This window comes from Antarctobacter sediminis, assembly GCF_019218285.1.
Lineage (GTDB): Bacteria > Pseudomonadota > Alphaproteobacteria > Rhodobacterales > Rhodobacteraceae > Antarctobacter > Antarctobacter sediminis.
The window spans coordinates 1168197-1184470 of record NZ_JAHUZG010000002.1 but is presented as its reverse complement, the minus strand read 5'-3'; the positions used below and the strand labels follow the sequence as shown (position 1 = coordinate 1184470).

Annotated in this window: 16 protein-coding genes and 1 tRNA gene; 6 read left to right on the top strand and 11 right to left on the bottom strand. The window is 63.5% G+C overall.

Annotation, left to right across the window (positions count from 1 at the left end; all coding sequences use genetic code 11):
* Positions 1 to 16 precede the first annotated feature (16 nt).
* The 3 genes from KJP30_RS13565 to KJP30_RS13555 all read right to left on the bottom strand — a co-directional run bounded on the left by KJP30_RS13565 (position 17) and on the right by KJP30_RS13555 (position 3815).
* Complete coding sequence (locus tag KJP30_RS13565; protein WP_218449799.1) at positions 17 to 2263, bottom strand: response regulator; 2247 nt, start codon at positions 2261 to 2263, stop codon at positions 17 to 19.
* 80 nt (positions 2264 to 2343) lie between these two features.
* The gene (locus tag KJP30_RS13560) at positions 2344 to 2955 is read right to left on the bottom strand and encodes an HD domain-containing protein (protein WP_224874190.1); all 612 of its coding nucleotides are present in this window, start codon (positions 2953 to 2955) and stop codon (positions 2344 to 2346) included.
* A complete protein-coding gene (locus tag KJP30_RS13555) occupies positions 2952 to 3815 on the bottom strand; it encodes a phytanoyl-CoA dioxygenase family protein (protein WP_224874188.1) in 864 nt (287 codons plus the stop codon). The genes KJP30_RS13560 and KJP30_RS13555 overlap by 4 nt, the downstream gene beginning before the upstream one ends.
* Positions 3816 to 4045: 230 nt before the next feature.
* On the opposite strand from KJP30_RS13555, the gene KJP30_RS13550 reads away from it, so the two are divergent.
* The gene (locus KJP30_RS13550; RefSeq protein ID WP_218449797.1) at positions 4046 to 4387 is read left to right on the top strand and encodes a DUF2853 family protein; all 342 of its coding nucleotides are present in this window, start codon (positions 4046 to 4048) and stop codon (positions 4385 to 4387) included.
* A gap of 290 nt (positions 4388 to 4677) precedes the next feature.
* Here KJP30_RS13550 and KJP30_RS13545 read toward each other — a convergent pair whose 3' ends face one another.
* The 5 genes from KJP30_RS13545 to tsaD all read right to left on the bottom strand — a co-directional run bounded on the left by KJP30_RS13545 (position 4678) and on the right by tsaD (position 7939).
* On the bottom strand, positions 4678 to 5076 hold the full coding sequence (locus KJP30_RS13545) for a DUF1761 domain-containing protein (protein ID WP_218450159.1): 399 nt from the start codon (positions 5074 to 5076) through the stop codon (positions 4678 to 4680).
* Positions 5077 to 5222: 146 nt separating this feature from the next.
* A complete protein-coding gene (locus KJP30_RS13540) occupies positions 5223 to 5642 on the bottom strand; it encodes an EVE domain-containing protein (protein ID WP_218449796.1) in 420 nt (139 codons plus the stop codon).
* Positions 5642 to 5911 carry a YciI family protein gene (locus tag KJP30_RS13535; protein ID WP_218449795.1) on the bottom strand — a complete coding sequence of 90 codons (270 nt, stop codon included), beginning with the start codon at positions 5909 to 5911 and terminating at the stop codon, positions 5642 to 5644. The genes KJP30_RS13540 and KJP30_RS13535 overlap by 1 nt, the downstream gene beginning before the upstream one ends.
* Position 5912: 1 nt before the next feature.
* Positions 5913 to 6863 carry an NAD(P)H-dependent glycerol-3-phosphate dehydrogenase gene (locus KJP30_RS13530; protein WP_218449794.1) on the bottom strand — a complete coding sequence of 317 codons (951 nt, stop codon included), beginning with the start codon at positions 6861 to 6863 and terminating at the stop codon, positions 5913 to 5915.
* Positions 6860 to 7939 (bottom strand): tRNA (adenosine(37)-N6)-threonylcarbamoyltransferase complex transferase subunit TsaD, encoded by a 1080-nt coding sequence (gene tsaD / locus KJP30_RS13525; protein WP_218449793.1) that lies wholly within the window; start codon positions 7937 to 7939, stop codon positions 6860 to 6862. The genes KJP30_RS13530 and tsaD overlap by 4 nt, the downstream gene beginning before the upstream one ends.
* 73 nt (positions 7940 to 8012) lie before the next feature.
* Between tsaD and KJP30_RS13520 the strand changes: the two genes are divergently transcribed.
* The 5 genes from KJP30_RS13520 (at position 8013) to KJP30_RS13500 (ending at position 13309) form a co-directional block, all read left to right on the top strand.
* Entirely contained in the window at positions 8013 to 8732 is a 720-nt protein-coding gene (locus KJP30_RS13520; RefSeq protein ID WP_218449792.1) for a uroporphyrinogen-III synthase, read from the top strand.
* A gap of 48 nt (positions 8733 to 8780) precedes the next feature.
* Positions 8781 to 10217 carry a COG4223 family protein gene (locus tag KJP30_RS13515; RefSeq protein WP_218449791.1) on the top strand — a complete coding sequence of 479 codons (1437 nt, stop codon included), beginning with the start codon at positions 8781 to 8783 and terminating at the stop codon, positions 10215 to 10217.
* Between the two features lie 11 nt (positions 10218 to 10228).
* The gene (locus tag KJP30_RS13510; RefSeq protein ID WP_218449790.1) at positions 10229 to 11779 is read left to right on the top strand and encodes a heme biosynthesis protein HemY; all 1551 of its coding nucleotides are present in this window, start codon (positions 10229 to 10231) and stop codon (positions 11777 to 11779) included.
* Between the two features lie 88 nt (positions 11780 to 11867).
* Positions 11868 to 11943, top strand: a tRNA-Thr gene (locus KJP30_RS13505).
* A 151-nt stretch (positions 11944 to 12094) separates the two neighbouring features.
* Entirely contained in the window at positions 12095 to 13309 is a 1215-nt protein-coding gene (locus KJP30_RS13500) for a peptidoglycan-binding protein (protein ID WP_246594490.1), read from the top strand.
* Between the two features lie 18 nt (positions 13310 to 13327).
* On the opposite strand, the gene KJP30_RS13495 is transcribed toward KJP30_RS13500, so the two are convergent.
* The 3 genes from KJP30_RS13495 to KJP30_RS13485 all read right to left on the bottom strand — a co-directional run bounded on the left by KJP30_RS13495 (position 13328) and on the right by KJP30_RS13485 (position 16264).
* The gene (locus KJP30_RS13495) at positions 13328 to 13900 is read right to left on the bottom strand and encodes a hypothetical protein (protein WP_218449789.1); all 573 of its coding nucleotides are present in this window, start codon (positions 13898 to 13900) and stop codon (positions 13328 to 13330) included.
* A 143-nt stretch (positions 13901 to 14043) separates the two neighbouring features.
* Positions 14044 to 15585 carry a class I adenylate-forming enzyme family protein gene (locus KJP30_RS13490; RefSeq protein WP_218449788.1) on the bottom strand — a complete coding sequence of 514 codons (1542 nt, stop codon included), beginning with the start codon at positions 15583 to 15585 and terminating at the stop codon, positions 14044 to 14046.
* Positions 15586 to 15655: 70 nt separating this feature from the next.
* The gene (locus tag KJP30_RS13485) at positions 15656 to 16264 is read right to left on the bottom strand and encodes a glutathione S-transferase family protein (RefSeq protein ID WP_218449787.1); all 609 of its coding nucleotides are present in this window, start codon (positions 16262 to 16264) and stop codon (positions 15656 to 15658) included.
* Between the last annotated feature and the right edge of the window lie 10 nt (positions 16265 to 16274).

The window sequence follows — 16274 nt, the reverse complement described above, 5'->3', positions numbered from 1 at the left end:
GATTGGCCGGGACGGGTCATCCCGTCTTGGCCACCACCGCGCCGTCATCGGTTGGCAACCAGCGGTCCAGCATGTGTAGCAAATCTGCGCGGCGGACCGGCTTGGACAGGAAATCGGACATGCCTGCCGCAAGGCAGGCTTGTTCGTCTTCGGGCAGCGCATTGGCTGTCAGGGCAATGATGGGGCAACTGACCGCTCCGGCCTGTGCCTCGATCCTGCGGATCTCTTGCGTGGCGTCGAGACCGTTCATGACAGGCATCGACACATCCATCAGGACCAGATCGGGCTGCACACTCTGAAAAAGCGCGACGGCTTCTCGCCCGTTGCCAGCCATTTCCAGCCTTAGTCCCGACCGCCCCAGCAGCTTTTCCAGCACCAGTCGGTTGGTGGCATTGTCCTCGGCCACGAGGATCGTACGGCCTGCGTGGGGCTGCCCGTCCGGTTGGGCGGGTACATCGGGTTCAACGGTTGGCTTGCCGGGGTGCGCGCCCAGCGCGGAACAGAGCGTGGTCGCCAGCACACGCGGGTCCAGAGGTTTGCGAAGCGTGCTTGTGATCCCCAGGGCCTTTAACCGCTCTCCGGCAATATCCTGACCGGGGCTGACCATCAGGATCAGGGGCAGATCCGTCGCGGATTGTTGCAGCTGTTGCAGGGTCGGACCGGTCAGCGCATCGCCCAAAAGGCAGATATCGGGCGGCGTTCTTTGCTGTTGCAGAGCGATGACAAGCCGGCGGGCACCGTCAAGATCGCGCGCGAAGATCGGTTTGGCGTCCAGATGTTCCAAGGTGCCGCGCAACGCCCTGCGGCTGACGTCCAGCCCTTCGACCACAAGGATCCGGCGACCGGACAAGCGGCTGCGCACATCGGTCCAGAACGCCTGATCTTCCTCCGGCGATTCCGAGACCTCGGTCGGGAAGCGGAATTCGAAAACCGAACCGATGCCTTGCCGGGACCGCGCGGTCAGCGTGCCGTTCAGCAACCGGGTCAGGCGCAGCGTGATTGCCAGCCCAAGCCCCGTCCCCTCGAACTGCCGCGTGCGGCCGTCTTCGATCTGGGCAAATTCTTCGAAAATGTGGTCCAGCATGTTTTCAGGAATGCCGACCCCAGTGTCCGAGATCTTGATCGACAGGTCGCCATGGTCGGTCAGGCCGATCCAGATATGAACATGGCCTTTCATCGTGAACTTGACCGCGTTGCCGATGACGTTGAGCAGGCATTGGCGCAAGCGGGCCGGATCGGTGACCACGTGAAAGGGGGGCGGCACGGTGTATTCAACGATCACATCGACCGATTTCGCCGTGGCCGAGGGCGCAAAAAGCGCTGCGGCATCCTGAATCAGCGCGATCAGGTCACAGCTTTCTTTGTGCAGCCGCATCTTGCCCGCCTCGACCTTGGAAAAATCGAGGATGTCGTTGATGATCGACAACAGCGCCACAGAGGATTGCGTGATCGTCCGACTCAGACTGCGTTGTTCATCATCCAGATTGCCCTGTTCCAGCAATTCGGCCATGGCGATGACCCCGTTCATCGGGGTCCGGATCTCATGGCTCATGTTTGCAAGGAATTCCGCCTTGGTGCGTTCGGCGTCTTCGGCCCTTTGGCGGGCGGTTAAAAGAACGCGGTTGGACTGTCGCAGTTGTAGCCAGAAAACCACAAGGAATCCGACCGGGACCAACATGCCCGAAATCACGATCAGGCCGACAGATAGCACCAGATTGCCGAACAGCGGCTGAATTTCATGAGCAGCCTGCGTGACATCGGTATAGACCTCCAGCACGCCCAGAAGGGTGTCGCCGTCCATTATCGGATAATAGGTTTCGGCAAAATGTTCAGGCCGGTCGCCGCCGCCGGTATCTGTGAATACCTCGGTCGCGGGTTTGCGCGTCGCCAGAACCTCGGCCAGTCGCCCGCCTATGACGTTGGGCGCATGGGACGATGGCAGCGCCGCGCGCCCGTCCTCAGCCGTGGCAGTGTCGAAGACCAGCGTGCCTTGACGGTCGAAGACCTTGAACCGAAAGACATTGTCATCCCGCATTTCGCGCCGGACAAAGGCCCATTCCGACTCGCTGAGCGCGCGCTGGCCTAGCAGGGCATTCAGCGCCGAGCTGTCATTGGCCACATGCCGCACCCAAAGCCGCGCCCAGTTTTCCGCCCGCAGCAACAGTTCATGTTCTGAGGTCTTGATCGCAAGCCTGTTGCCCTGCCACAGGCAGGTTGCCAGGGCAAGCACGGTCAGGAGGATCGCGAAGAAGGTACGGATCATGGCCACCGCGCCGGTTGAGGTTGCGCGGTGACCCTAGCCCCGTCCGGGTTAATAATGTGCGAGCAAAGAAAGACGCGCCATCAGCCCGCCGATGTCAGGGGCGAGACATAGCCTTCGCGCAGCACATCGGGATCATAGGCTTTGCGGGCAAAAACCTCACGCACCATCGGTTCGAAATGCGCAAGGGGCAGGCTGTCATATTCGGGATCAAAGCTCGACTGGTCCCAGCGTTCGCAGAACCGGGCACAGCTGTCATAGCAGGGGTGTTCCTTGAACCGGTCGCGCGCATTGCGGTCCCAGCCATAATGATGCCCATAGTAGAAGCTTTGGAAAATGCCGTGATGTTCCACAACCCACGCCACGTCCCAACGCACGAATGGCCGTATGACCTCGGCCGAGAACCGGTCATGGTTCTGCGGCGCAAGCCCGTCGCCCACGTCATGCAACAGCGCGCCAACGATCCAGTCGATGTCCGCGCCGTCGCGTTCCGCGCGGGTGGCCGATTGCAGGCCGTGGGTCAGCCGGGTGATGCGGTATCCTTCCAACGAGACTTCGCCCTGACGGCGCAATTCGTCCAGAACGCGGTCAGGGGTCAGCGCAAGGTAAGGCTTTTCCAGCTTTTCCAGCAGTTCATAGTCTTCCTTGGTGCCGTGCTTCATCTCGGTGAAGCTGACGGTGCGGGTCTCACTCATGCGGTGCCCTCCTGTGTCGCGTACATGCCGACCTTGCCCATGGCGCCAGCGGCCAGCGTCTTTGCCTGATGACTGCGCACTTCGTCGTATAGCGCAAGGTCCTGCGGGTCGAACAGCCGGGTTGGCCCGGCCACATTGATCCATCCGCGCGAGGAATCGCGGCCCCTAACCAGCATGGCATAATCGCGTCCCTCGACGGATTGTTTTACCTCGGGTGTCACATAGCGGATCGCCACACCGATGCGCCGGTCCGCTGAACGGTTCGGCCCCGACGCGTGAAAGCAACGCCCGTGATGAAAGGACATCTGTCCCGGTGCCAACGGAGAGTGAACCGCCGCGTCTTCGTCCACCCCGTCGATTTCCTGTCCCCGGGACAACAGGTTGTCCTCACCAAAGGTGTCACGATGGTCGACGATATGACCAGCGTGACTGCCCGGAATAAAACGCATGCAGCCTGCCTGAATCGAAACATCGGACAGGGCAATCCACGCGGTGACCTCTTCGTCGGTTTCGCCCATTCCCCAATAGGTCAGGTCCTGATGCCAGCTGACGACCGAACTGGTACCCGGCTCCTTGATGAACAGTTCGACACTCCAGACCAACAGGTCGGGGCCTAGCACATCGCTGACCATGTCCAGCACCCGTGGCGTGCGGGCGATTTCTGCCAGCATGGGGATGACCAGCTGACCATTCACCCGAAAGAACTGGGCAAGGTCGTGGCCACCCGCCCCGTCGGCGTTGTTTCGTTCAAGGCTTTCCACCCGGGCGCGCCATGCTGCGGCCTCGTCCCGGTCAAAGGCGGTCAGTCCGCCGACAAACCCGTCGCGCGCGTAGGCGGCTTTCTGATCTTCCGTCAGCATGTCCATCTCCCTTTTTGGTTACCCGACAGGCTCGCCATTCAGAGGGGATGATTCTTTTCCACTGGCGACGTGAGGGCTGTCGATTCCCGGCAACGGGGAACAAGGTGTCCGCATTTCCCTTGCCAATCATGGCGTCCTGCGGCCACGATGGCATCGCACGGCCGCCAGATGGCCGGACATCGACACAAATTGCGCCGGTCCGCCGCCGCACACGAAAAGAGGGAGTGAACATGGGAAAGCGCGACGAACTGATCGCCAAATACGCCGAGGACCTAAAGACCAAGTGCGGCATGGAGCCGGACATGGACCTGCTGACCAAGGTCACCATCGGCTGCGGCCCGGCCATCTACAATGCCGACGCCTCGACGGTCGCGTCTTCGCAGGAAAGTGAGCTGGAAACGGTCAAGGACAACTTCCTCGTCAAGAAGCTGGGTCTGTCGGATGGCCCCGAGCTGATGGAGGCCATCAACTCGGTGATCGAGACCTATGGCAAGTCCGAGCGCAACAAGTACCGTGCGGTCGTCTACTACATGCTGACCAAGCATTTCGGCAAAGAAGCCGTCTACGGCTGATCGCGTCGGAATCGCAGGTACAGCCCCCGGTCCACGCCGGGGGCTTTTTCGTTTCCGACGCCGGGCGTCCGGCAATTGACTGAAATTGCGCCTATTCCCGATTTGCTTGGCGGACCGTGGCGGCGTAACGTCTTCATGACTGGCCAGAAAGGCCGGACCCAAGGAATTCATTACACGTGTGGTGCGTAGGGAGCACGTGGGTGAGCGGGGGGTTCCGGACGTCTGGAATCCCCCGTTTCAATACCGGCAAGTTGGGGTGCGCCATGAACGCGCGCGCCCCGGGGCGGTCATCAGAACAGCGTCAGCACCAGTCCCATCAGGCCGCAGGCCAATGTCGCATAGCCACCGTCGATCAGCGTGAGCTTGAACGGACGCAGCGAATTGGCGTTGTTCAGCGCGATCCACGGCGAAATCAGGAACAACCCGATCCCAAGGCCGGATAGCAGGCCCCCGCCAAGCGTTTCGATCCCGCTGGCAGCAAAGACATGGCGCATCATGCCCGCGACGACGACTTGCATGACAAAGGTCAACACCATGACGCCCGGCTTCATACCGCCGCCTTCGGGATTGCCGTCGGCATCCAGCGCCACGCCCGAAGCTTGTTTCCAGGGTTCGGCCAGGCTCATGTACCAGACCGCGCCCGCCGCAAAGGCAAGGACGGCGGCAAGGACGATATTCACAAGTTCCATCATGAATAAGCTCTCCGGCTTGGTCCGCAGTGCTCGGGGCCCGGCGGATAAACGTCAGTCGGCAACAGCCCTTTGGCCGTCCCGGTCGATATACCCCAGATTGCCAGAATCCCCGAGTCACTTGATCCGCCCCATTGGGTCAAAGCTCAGGCATTCAGCCCTGCAAGACCGCAGATCACCTGCCATTCCTCCGGGGTTACGGGCTGCACCGACAGGCGCGAATTCCTGACAAGGATCATCTCGGACAGGCGCGGATCTTCCTTGATCTGGTCCAGCGTCACCGGATTGCGTGCCTTTTCCAATGCCTTGATGTCCACGCATTCCCAACGGTCGTCGTCGGTTGTGCTGTCGGGATGGGCCTCGGCGATCACCTCGACGGTGCCCACCACGGCTTTTTCCTTTTGCGAGTGATAAAAGAACCCCCGGTCGCCTTTGGCCATCTCGCGCATGAAATTGCGCGCCTGATAGTTGCGCACGCCGTCCCATTCCTCGCCCGAGTCGCCCTTGGCAACCTGATCCTCCCAGGACCAGGTCGACGGCTCGGACTTGAAAAGCCAATAGCGCATCAGATCACCTTGTTCCACGCGGTCAGGGTGACGCTCTGGAACAGGCCCGCCTTGGCGTAGGGATCGTTTGCGGCCCAATCCTCGGCGGCGGCCTTGTCGGCGACGTCGAGGATCACCAGCGATCCGATCATCTGGCCTTCGTCGTCCAGCAGCGGACCGGCCTGCGACACGACCCCGGTGGACTTCAGATAGTCGACATGGGCGGGGCGTGTGTCCTTGCGGATCTGGAGCGCGCCGGGTTTGTCGTGGGCAATCAGGGCAATCAACATGTCATTCATCCTTGAGTGGTCGAGAAAGCAGGGCATCCATGGCCTGCGGAACGGTCAGTTGGCCCTGTGTCAGGTCCGCCACGGCGGTGCAGACCGGCAAGGGCAGGGCCCGGTCGTGGGCGATCCGCGCGGCGGCACGGGCCGTGGCGGCGCCTTCGACGGTCACCTCCGGGTCAAAGGCCATACCCCGACCCAGAGACAGGCCGAACCGATAGTTGCGCGACATGTCCGAGGTGCAGGTCAGCGTAAGGTCGCCCAGCCCCGAAAGACCGGTCAGCGTTTCGGCCCGCGCGCCCAGCGCCACCGCCAGTCGCACCATCTCGGCAAAGCCGCGGGTCATCAGCGCAGCGCGGGCGCTGTCCCCCAGTCCGGCACCGATACAGGCCCCGCAGGCGATGGCGATCACATTCTTCAGCGCGCCGCCCAGTTCGGCTCCGGGCATGTCATTGCTGCGATACAACCGCAGCACCGGCGTAGACAGCGTTTCTTGCAGGCGATGGCCGCGCGTTTCATCACCACAGGCCAGCGTCAGCGCCGTGGGCAGGCCCTTGGCAATGTCGGCAGCAAAACTGGGACCGGTCAGCACGGCGGGCGTGGCCCCGGGTTTGCGTCCGGCAATCAATGCGGACGGGCCGATCCCTTCTGTCAGGTCGATGCCCTTGCAACAGGCAACCAGCGCCTTGCCTCGCAAGGGGTCGTCGATGCGGTCCAGCAGGTGCGACAGTTGTTGCATCGGTACGGCCAGCAACAGCGTCCGTGCGCGGGTGGCCTGTTCGAGGTCGTCGGTGATCGTCACGGACGGTGGCAGGTCGACACCCGGAAGCCGGGGGCTTTGCCCCGTTTCGCGCAGCACGCTGGAATCCCTCGCCCAAAGCGTCACCGGTCCCTTGCGCCCCAGCGCCACCGCAAGCGCGGTGCCAAAGGCTCCGGCGCCAAGGACCGAAACGCTCATGCCTTGGCCCCTTTCTTGCCGGATCCGATCAGCGGTGCCGCCGCGCGGTCCAGCGGCCAGCGGGGGCGTGCGGAAAGACCCATGTCATGGGTCACGCCCAAGCCCAGCAACTCGCCACCGGCATAGGCAATCATCGCGGCATTGTCGGTGCACAGGCGCAGCGGTGGGGCCGTAAACCGCAGCCCGGTGTCCGTGCAGAGGCTTTCCAGCGCACCACGCAACACCTGATTGGCCGCGACCCCGCCCGCCACCGCCAGCGCCGGTTCTTCCGGTGCCTCGTCCTTGTACTTGGCGATCGCGCGGCGTGCCTTTTCCGTCAGAACATCCCGCACGGCCGCCTGAAATCCGGCGCATAGATCCGCCACGTCCTGTGCGTGCAAACCGCCCTGATCGGCGATCAACTGGTCGCGCTGGCGCATCAATGCGGTCTTGAGCCCCGAAAAGCTAAGATCGCATCCCGGGCGATCCAGAAGAGGGCGGGGAAAGCGGAACCGCTTTTCATCGCCCTTGCGTGCCTCGGCCTCGACCGAGGGGCCGCCGGGCTGTGGCAAGCCCAACAGTCGCGCGGTCTTGTCAAAAGCCTCTCCCGGTGCGTCGTCGATGGTGCCGCCAAGGCGTGTGAAATCCTCTGCGCTGCGGGCGATCAGGAACTGGCAATGCCCGCCCGACACCAGCAGCATCAGGTAAGGATAGCGCAACCCGTCGGTCAGGCGCGGGGTCAGCGCATGCCCGACAAGGTGGTTCACACCGACCAGCGGCTTGCCCAGCCCCGAGGCCAACCCCTTGGCCAGCATGACCCCCGACAGCACGCCGCCGATCAGCCCCGGCCCCGCCGTGACGGCCACTGCATCCACCTGATCCAGCGTCACGCCTGCCTTGGCCAAGGCGTCTTCGACGCAGAGGTCCAGCCGTTCGGCATGGGCGCGGGCCGCGATTTCCGGCACGACGCCACCAAAGTCCGCGTGCAGGTCGGCCTGTCCGCGCACGACAGAGGACAGCACTTCGCGCCCGCGCAGCAGCGCGGCGGCGCTGTCGTCACAACTGCTTTCCAAGCCAAGGATCAGGGGAGATGTCATCCGGCGTTCCCGTTGCGTATCATGGCGTCTGCAGGTACCACCCACAGAGGCGCCCCACAATCCCGGAGGCTCCATGCCTGATGCCCTTCCTGTCCTGTTGATGACCCGGCCACGCCCGGCCTCCGAGAGGTTTGCCGAGGAATTGCGCCAGAAAGGGCTGCGATTTCGCTGCGTGATTTCGCCAGCATTTGCCGTTGAACCGACGGGGCCACTGCCCGATGTTTCGGCCATGCGGGGCCTGATCTTTACTTCGGCCAATGGGGTCATGGCATGGCGGAGTCTTGGCGGATCATCGGATCTGCCCGCCTATGCGGTTGGCGCGGCCACGGCCCGTGCGGCAGAGGCATCAGGGATGCGGGCGCACAGCGCTGGCGGGTCGGCGGATGATCTTGTTGCGTTCATTGCCCGGGAAAATCCACCCGGACCCTTGATGCACCTGCACGGGCATCATGTGACGGGCGAGGTGGCCGGGCGGCTTGGCGATGCGGGCATCCCCTGTTTCAACGCGGTGATCTACGATCAACCGGAACAGGTGCTGACGGATGAAGCGCGCGATGCCCTTGCCGGGGACACCCCCGTGGTGCTCCCGGTCTTCTCTCCCCGGACGGGCGAGTTGCTGGCCAAGGAATACGCAGAAGCGCCTCTTCTTGTCGCGGCCATGAGTGAAGCTGTGGCCAACGCGCTTGGACCGCTGCATAAACAGGAATTGAAAGTGGCACGGCGGCCCGAGTCGGAGGCAATGAAGGAGGTTGTCTCGGACCTGCTGAAACGGGCGCTGGCAGGAGACTATTGATACGGTCCGCGTGTTCGGGCCGAAGTGTTTTCGAGGGGAAAAGATCACGTGGCCAAGTCAAAGAAGGATACCCCCGCCGACAAGGTTGGGACCGATGACAGCCTGCCCGAGGTGGATACGCTGACCTCCGGTGCCGATGCAGCCGAAGACAGCCTTGCCGCAGAAGCAGGTCAGGAAACGATCACCGCGGCAGAGGCGGACAAGGTGGCAGCGGCAGAGGACGTTGAGCCTGCCGCCGAAACCGGCGATCCTTCGGATACGGACCCGGATGCCGATCAGGTCTTTGACAAGGCCGAAGACTCTGTTCCGCATGACGGTGGGGATCTTGCCTCGGGCGCGGCGGATGACCGGGTGGCGCCGGACCTGACAGAGCCTGCGGACGACACGCTGGCCGCGGAAATGGCCGCTCCGGCCCCAGAACCCCAAACGGTTCGCGAAACCGTGGTGGAACGCAAGGGTGGCTTTGTCCCGATGCTGCTGGGCGGTGTCGTGGCGGCGGGGATCGGCTTTGTTGCCGGGTCCTACCCGGATCTGCCCTTCATGGGGTCGGGTGCCGCCGAAGAAGATCCCTTTGTCACCGAAACCCGGGCCGCGCTGCGGTCGCAGGTCGAGCAGATCGAAAATCTTGCCAAGCGTGCTGCCGATACGGACAAGGCGCTGGGCGGCATCGACATCGCGCCGCTGGGCACCTCCGTGACCGCCCTTGAGACCGGATTGGCGGATCTGCGGACCAAGATGACCGCTGTCGATGACAATCTGACCCGCGTTGGCCAGCAGCTGGGCGCGCTGGACACCCGTCTGACCGCGCTTGAAAAACAACCGCTGGCCGATGCTGTCTCGCCCGAGGCGATTGCCGCCTATGAACGTGAGCTTGACGCTTTGAAGGCGCAGATCGCCGCGCAGCAGGGCACGATGGCCGCCGCCCGCAAAGAGGTCGAGGCGATGGCCGCCCGCGCCCGCGAGGCAGAAGTCAGCGCCGAAACCCGCGCCAAGCTGGCGGCCAGCCGTGCCGCGTTGGCGGACCTGACGGTGCGGGCCCGCGATGGCCGCCCCTATGCCGAACCGCTGGCCGTGCTGAACGCCAACGGCGTGGCCGTTCCCGCCGCGCTGAGCGGAGGCGCGGACGAGGGTTTGCCGACTGTGTCGACACTGATCTCGACCTTCCCCGATGCTGCACGCGATGCGTTGTCCGCGGCTCGCGCCGCCGGGGCAGATGGAACCGAGGCCGGTGGGGTCGGCGGTTTCTTCCGCACCCAACTGGGCGCGCGTTCGGTCACTCCGCGCGCGGGGGATGATCCCGATGCCGTCCTGTCGCGAGCCGAGGCTGCGCTGCGTGGCGGGGATCTGAACACCACGCTTGCGGAAATCGAAACCCTGCCCGACGTGGCACGGGACAAACTGTCCGACTGGGTGGCTCTGGCCACGTTGCGGCGCGATGCGCTTGCCGCGGCGGCCGATCTCGCCCAGCAACTGAACCAGGAATAAGGGTCGGCATCATGCTTTGGTCACTTATCAAGATCGTTGTGTTCGTCGCGCTGGTCGCGGCGCTGACCCTTGGCGCAGGCTATCTGCTGGAAAGCCAGGGCGGGGTGCAGATCACCGTTGCCGGGATGGAATATACGCTGGGACCGCTGCAATCGGTCATGGCGGCGATTGTCGTGGTTTTTGGTGTCTGGCTGTTCTTCAAGCTGTTCACCCTGCTGATCGCGACGCTGAAATTCATCAACGGCGATGATACCGCGCTCAGCCGCTACTTTGACCGCAACCGCGAACGCAAGGGATATCAGGCCCTGTCCGAAGGGCTGATGGCGCTGTCGTCCGGTGAGGGCCGTCTGGCCATTGCCAAGGCAACAAAGGCCGAGAAATACCTGCACAAGCCCGAGCTGACCGACCTGATCACCGCACAGGCCGCTGAGATGGTGGGCGACCGTCGCAAGGCCGAAGAGGTCTACAAGCGCCTGCTGAAGAATGACTCGACCCGTTTCGTCGGCATCCGCGGGATCATGAAGCAAAAGCTGGCCACCGGTGACACCGACACGGCGCTGCAACTGGCCGAACGCGCCTTTGCGATCAAGCCCAAGCACGCCGAGGTTCAGGATACGCTGCTGCAACTTCAGGCGGAAAAGCATGATTGGGCCGGTGCGCGCAAGACACTGGCAGCCAAGCTCAAGCACGGCGCCCTGCCGCGTGACGTCTACAAACGCCGCGACGCGGTGTTGGCACTGTCGGCCGCGACCGAGATCGACGATGCCGAAGCCAGCGGCAAGGCCGCCGAAACCGCAATCGAGGCCAATCGCGCCTCGCCCGATCTGGTGCCCGCCGCTGCCCTTGCGGCCCGCGCCTATATCGCCCAAGGGCGCAAGCGTAACGCGATCAAAGTGCTCAAGAAGGCATGGGAATCGCATCCGCATCCGGACCTTGCCGCCGCCTTTGCCGAAATCGAGCCGAATGAAACCCCGGACCAGCGCATCCAGCGCTTTGTCCAGCTGACGCGCATCCAGCCCGAGCATCGCGAAACGCGCTTGCTCAAAGCCGAGCTGAACCTCGCGGCTGAAAACTTCCCCGAGGCGCGCCGCGCGCTGGGTGACCTGCTGGACAAGAACCCGGATGCACGTGTTCTGGCGATCATGGCCGCAATCGAAAAGGGCGAAGGCGCGAAGGACGCGGTTGTGCGCGGCTATCTTGCCAAGGCGCTGACCGCGCCGCGCGGGCCGCAGTGGGTCTGTGAAAAGTGCAATACGATCCACGCGGAATGGACGCCGATCTGTTCCAACTGCTCGGCCTTTGACACCCTTAGCTGGACCACTCCGCCGCAATCCGAGGTTGTCCTGCCCGCCGGTGCCGACATGCTGCCGCTGATTGTTGGCGCGCTGGAGGACAAATCCGACGAGCCCGCAAGCGAGGCGGCGGATGTTGTCGACCTTGATCCCGAGGCCCCTGCGACGACCGCCCCGACCGAGGCCAAACCCGCGAGGCCCGAACCGGAAGATGCCGAAGTGATCGAACCAGAGGCCGCCAAAGACCCCGAGAAGGAAGGCGCAAAATAGCCCTTCCCCTTGCGCGGCCCGTTTGCTAATAGGCCGCGCACCACATCCGCTGTATCCCTGACGGACAGCGGGTCGTGACAAGAAGAGTGCCGGTGTAGCTCAGCTGGTAGAGCACGTCATTCGTAATGATGGGGTCGGGGGTTCGAGTCCCTTCACCGGCACCACTCTTCGCCTTTCTCCCTCTTCACGCGCTGACCGCTGGACCGATGCGAAAACCGACTTGGCGTCGACGGATCGGTTTCGCTTCGCTAGGCTTTGACCCAAGGGCATGTTGCGGCATGTGCGACTCGGTCAGGGTGCGAAGGGGAACGGGTGATGTTCAAGGCGGGACTGGTGCTGTTGACGGGTTTGTCGGGGATGTCGGCTTGGGCTGATTTCGTGACCGGGGACGCGCTTGTGATTGGCAACGCCCGATATGGCGCGTTGCAAGGCGCTTTTGGCCCGGAGGAGGTCGGGCAGGTCGCCAAGGCGCTGTCCTTGCGTGGGCAAGAGGTGGTGTCGCTGGCCAATGGCGGGCATCTGCCGATGCAACAGGCTCTGGCAAGCTTTGCCGATACGATTGCCGAAGGTGAAGCCCCGCTTGTTGTCGTTCTGTCGGGCCGGTTCGCGGTGGGCGGCAGCGGCCCGGTCTTGCGGCCCGCAGGGCGCGCTGCTGCGATGCAAGAGGGATTGGCACTCGGCGATGTGCTGGCGGTTCTGGCGCAAAGCCCGCGTCGCGCGTTCCTCGTGCTGGGCGCGGACGAGGGGGCAGCAGCGCTGGACGGGATCGATATCCCCGAAGGTGTGACCGTGATCCGTGGTCCGTCAGAATCGATCGCCCGGTTTGCCGCGCGTGAAATGGCGCAGCCCGGTCAGCGGTTGCGACGCACGGCATCAGCGCATGGCCTGTCGCTGGCAGGTTACGTGACCGAAGGTCTGACCGTGCTGGATCACACCGAGGTGCGCCCGCCCACCCAAGCCGAACAGGCCGCAGCGCGCGACCGGGCGCTGACGGCGGACAATGCAGCATGGCGGGCGGCGGCGAAGGCGGCAACGGCAGAGGCGATGCTGGCCTATCTCGATAGCTATCCCGAAGGCGCTCATGTGGCTGAGGCGACCAAGGGCATCGCCGTAGCGGCCCTGAAGGCGGCGGAATCCGATCTGGCGCTGAATCTGGGCGCGCGTAAAACCGTTCAACGGCAACTGGTGGCACTGGGGTTCGATACGCGCGGTATCGACGGGATCTTTGGACCCGGCACGCGGGCTGCACTTGCCGCGTGGCAAAAGCAGGTCGGGGCTCAACCGACAGGTTTTCTGGATGCGGCGCAAGTGGCGCAACTGTCCGAAGCGGCCGCAAAGCTGCCCGCCCGTCCGGCCCCTGCGCGCCCGGTCGCTGTTCGTGCGACGGTGCCCGCCGGAGAAGCCGCCACATGGCGCATGGCGCGGGGAGAGCAGGGTTTGCGCAACTATCTGGGCCAGTATCCGAACGGGACCTACGCCCGGCGGGCGCGGGTGCTGCTTAGCAATTTGCAGCGCGGTTCGGGGCAGTAACAATTCTGGGCCAGAGGCCTAGTTTTCGCGGGCATCGCGCAACTTGCGCGCCGCGATCATCTCTTTCAGCACCTCTTGGCGCGGACGCCAGTTGTACTTGTCGTCGGCGCGGGTGCCTTCCCAATGCAGCTTGCCGCCATTGCGCCAAGGGTCAAGGATCACCCCGTCATAGATCGTGTCACCACGTTTGGTGACCACGGCAGAATGGTGGATGATCCGGAACGGTGTCCGCGGAGAAATCGCGCGCTGGATGCTGAGGGTGCGAAAGTTCTCTTGGCTCAGACGCCGGTGCAGATCCTCGGCCCAGTGGTTGCAGAGGCCGCGCTGACGTTCGCCGTTGTGAACCTTGGCGTTGTGGATCAGTGGCGGGTCGGTGACCTCGTATTCCTGCTTGAGCTGAACCGAGTATTGAAAGGCGATGCGCGCCGCACGTTGCGCTTCGCCCGGATCAACCTCGGGGCCCAGCGCGCGGATCCGCGCAGACAGGGCGTCGATGTCGGTCTGGTCAAAGGACGCGCTGACGGTGGTACAGGAGGCCAGCGCAAGTGTGACCAGCCCAAGGGCCAAAGCAACGATACGCGTGATCTTCATCTTTCACCCCCGGGCGATGCGTTAGCCGGGCCTGGGCGCAGGTCCGGCCTTTGGCCAAAGGCATACCCATGGCGGCCCGGACAGGCCAGTCCCCAAAGCCCTTTCGCCCCGTCCTGATGCAGCGTGGCCCCGGGGGCGGCCCGTCAGGAACAGCCGTCAAGGCTGCGGGTGCCGTCGTCGATGTCTTTCAACAGGCGGCGCATGACCTTGCCCGTGGGCGTGATCGGAACCTCGTCGACGAACTGGATGGCGCGCGGTGTCTTGTAGGCGGCAAGGTGTTTGCGGCACTCATTGGCCAGATCGTGGGCGCTGACCTTGGCTCCGGGCCGCACCACTACGTAGGCTTTGGCGATTTCGCCCTTGGTTTCGTCCGGAACGCCGCCGACTGCGGCCATGGCCACGGCGGGGTGTTTGCACAGCGTTCGCTCCAGTTCGACGGGGTAGATGTTGAACCCTGCGGTAAGGATCATATCCTTTTTGCGATCCACGATTGTCAGATAGCCGTCGGCGTCACGGGTGACGATGTCACCGGTGTGCATCCAGCCATCCGGGCGGATGGTTTCGGCAGTGGCCTCGGGGTTGTTGTAATAGCCCTGCATGACCAGCGGGCCGCGGAGCATCAGCTCTCCGGCCTCACCGTCGGGCAGGTCGCGATCGGGGTCTTCGGCGTCGACCACGCGGGCCGACATGCCGGGATAGACCGGGCCGATGGTGCCGGGCTTGTTGATTCCCAGCGCGGGGTTGGCCGCACCGCCGCCGGTCAGTTCGGTCATGCCCCACATCTCCAGCACGGGCACGCCGGTCCTTTCGGTGAATTCCAGCGATTTGGCGGCGGGCAGGGTCTGGCCACCGACGGTGCAGCGGTTCAGAGACGACAGGTCGTATTTCTCAAGATCGGGGTGGGCGAGAAGGTAGTAGTAGCCGGTCGGCACGATATCCATCACCGTACCGCGATATTCCTGAATCGCATTCAGCATTCCATGTTCGGAGAAACGTTCAAGCAGCACCAGCGTCGAGCCGCAGAGGAAATTCGCGTTGAACAGGACCGAGGCATAGACGTGCGGGCAGGGCAGCGGGTTGACGAAGACGTCATTGCGGTTCCTGCCCTGCAACATCGCGGTGTAGGCGGGGTTCAGCAGCAGGCTGCGCTGGGATTGCAGCGCGCCCTTTGGCCGCCCCGTCGTGCCTGATGTGTAACAGATACAGCCCAGATCGTCGCCCGCCACATCAAGCGGGCGGAATGCATGCGTGCCGCTGTCCAGAAGTTCGTCGAAATACAGCGCGCCCAAGGGGGCATCTTCGCCCCAGAGGATCCGATGTTCGACCGAGGGGCAGTCGATTTCCATCACGAAGGGCTTGTCATCCGAGGCGATCAACACCTTCGAGCCGGCATCGTTGATGACATAAGTTAGCTCTTCGGCGGTCAGCATCGAGTTTACCGGGTTCACCACGCCGCCGGCCTTGAGGATAGCGTAATAGGCGACAATCCATTCCCAGGCATTCGGCCCGTAGAGTGTCACCCGGTCGCCGCGTTCAACACCCAACGCGGTCAGGGCGTTGGCCATGCGGTTGGACAGATGCTCCATTTCTATGAACGTCAGGCTGCGGCGTTCGGTGATCAGCGCCGTTTTTGTTCCGTATTGCTTTGCCGCACGCGGCAGCACCTGACCAAGCGCATTGATCATGGCATCCTCCTCCCGATGTGAATGTCAGTCCGGGCGGGGGGCGGATCCTCCTTCCGCCACCCCGCTGCCGTTACAAGGCGAAGGCCTTTTTTGCCGCCGGTCGCTCTTGCAGCCGGTCGACATAGGCCTTGAGGTTCGGCATTTCCGAAAAATCGACCCCAAAGCGTTCGCACATGATGCAGGCATGGCCGGTAATCGTGTCCGCGACGGTGAACGCACCGGCAAGATAGTCGCGGTCGGCCATATGGGCATCCACCGTCTGCACCATGCGCGTCATCAGTTTCAGCGCGCGTTTGGCGTGTTCCTCGGAACGGCGCTCGGGCTTGAGCAGGATGGTCTCGACGACGTAATTGTTCATCGGACCCATGATCATACCTTCGCCATAGTGCAGCCATTGCAGGTAAACCGGGAAGTCCGGTGAGGCGACATCGGGCACCAGTTTGCCCTGCCCGTGGCGGGCGACGAGGTATTGCGCGATGGCGGGGGATTCAAAGATCCGCACATCGCCGTCTTCCAGCACGGGGATGCGGCCGTTCGGGCTGATTTCAAGAAACTCGGGCGCACGCATGGCCGGATCGCCCAGTTTTTCGAACCGGTGCAGTTCAAACTCCAAACCCAGTTCGTATATCAGCCACGCGGTGCGTACGGCGCGGGTGTTCGGGGCAAAATACAGCTTCATGATATCCCTC

Excerpts from the sequence above, each read along its gene's own strand:
- KJP30_RS13565 (WP_218449799.1), bottom strand. The coding sequence starts at position 2,263 with ATGATCCGTACCTTCTTCGCGATCCTCCTGACCGTGCTTGCCCTGGCA.
- KJP30_RS13560 (WP_224874190.1), bottom strand. The coding sequence starts at position 2,955 with ATGAGTGAGACCCGCACCGTCAGCTTCACCGAGATGAAGCACGGCACC.
- KJP30_RS13555 (WP_224874188.1), bottom strand. The coding sequence starts at position 3,815 with ATGCTGACGGAAGATCAGAAAGCCGCCTACGCGCGCGACGGGTTTGTC.
- KJP30_RS13550 (WP_218449797.1), top strand. The coding sequence starts at position 4,046 with ATGGGAAAGCGCGACGAACTGATCGCCAAATACGCCGAGGACCTAAAG.
- KJP30_RS13545 (WP_218450159.1), bottom strand. The coding sequence starts at position 5,076 with ATGGAACTTGTGAATATCGTCCTTGCCGCCGTCCTTGCCTTTGCGGCG.
- KJP30_RS13540 (WP_218449796.1), bottom strand. The coding sequence starts at position 5,642 with ATGCGCTATTGGCTTTTCAAGTCCGAGCCGTCGACCTGGTCCTGGGAG.
- KJP30_RS13535 (WP_218449795.1), bottom strand. The coding sequence starts at position 5,911 with ATGTTGATTGCCCTGATTGCCCACGACAAACCCGGCGCGCTCCAGATC.
- KJP30_RS13530 (WP_218449794.1), bottom strand. The coding sequence starts at position 6,863 with ATGAGCGTTTCGGTCCTTGGCGCCGGAGCCTTTGGCACCGCGCTTGCG.
- tsaD (WP_218449793.1), bottom strand. The coding sequence starts at position 7,939 with ATGACATCTCCCCTGATCCTTGGCTTGGAAAGCAGTTGTGACGACAGC.
- KJP30_RS13520 (WP_218449792.1), top strand. The coding sequence starts at position 8,013 with ATGCCTGATGCCCTTCCTGTCCTGTTGATGACCCGGCCACGCCCGGCC.
- KJP30_RS13510 (WP_218449790.1), top strand. The coding sequence starts at position 10,229 with ATGCTTTGGTCACTTATCAAGATCGTTGTGTTCGTCGCGCTGGTCGCG.
- KJP30_RS13500 (WP_246594490.1), top strand. The coding sequence starts at position 12,095 with ATGTTCAAGGCGGGACTGGTGCTGTTGACGGGTTTGTCGGGGATGTCG.
- KJP30_RS13495 (WP_218449789.1), bottom strand. The coding sequence starts at position 13,900 with ATGAAGATCACGCGTATCGTTGCTTTGGCCCTTGGGCTGGTCACACTT.
- KJP30_RS13490 (WP_218449788.1), bottom strand. The coding sequence starts at position 15,585 with ATGATCAATGCGCTTGGTCAGGTGCTGCCGCGTGCGGCAAAGCAATAC.
- KJP30_RS13485 (WP_218449787.1), bottom strand. The coding sequence starts at position 16,264 with ATGAAGCTGTATTTTGCCCCGAACACCCGCGCCGTACGCACCGCGTGG.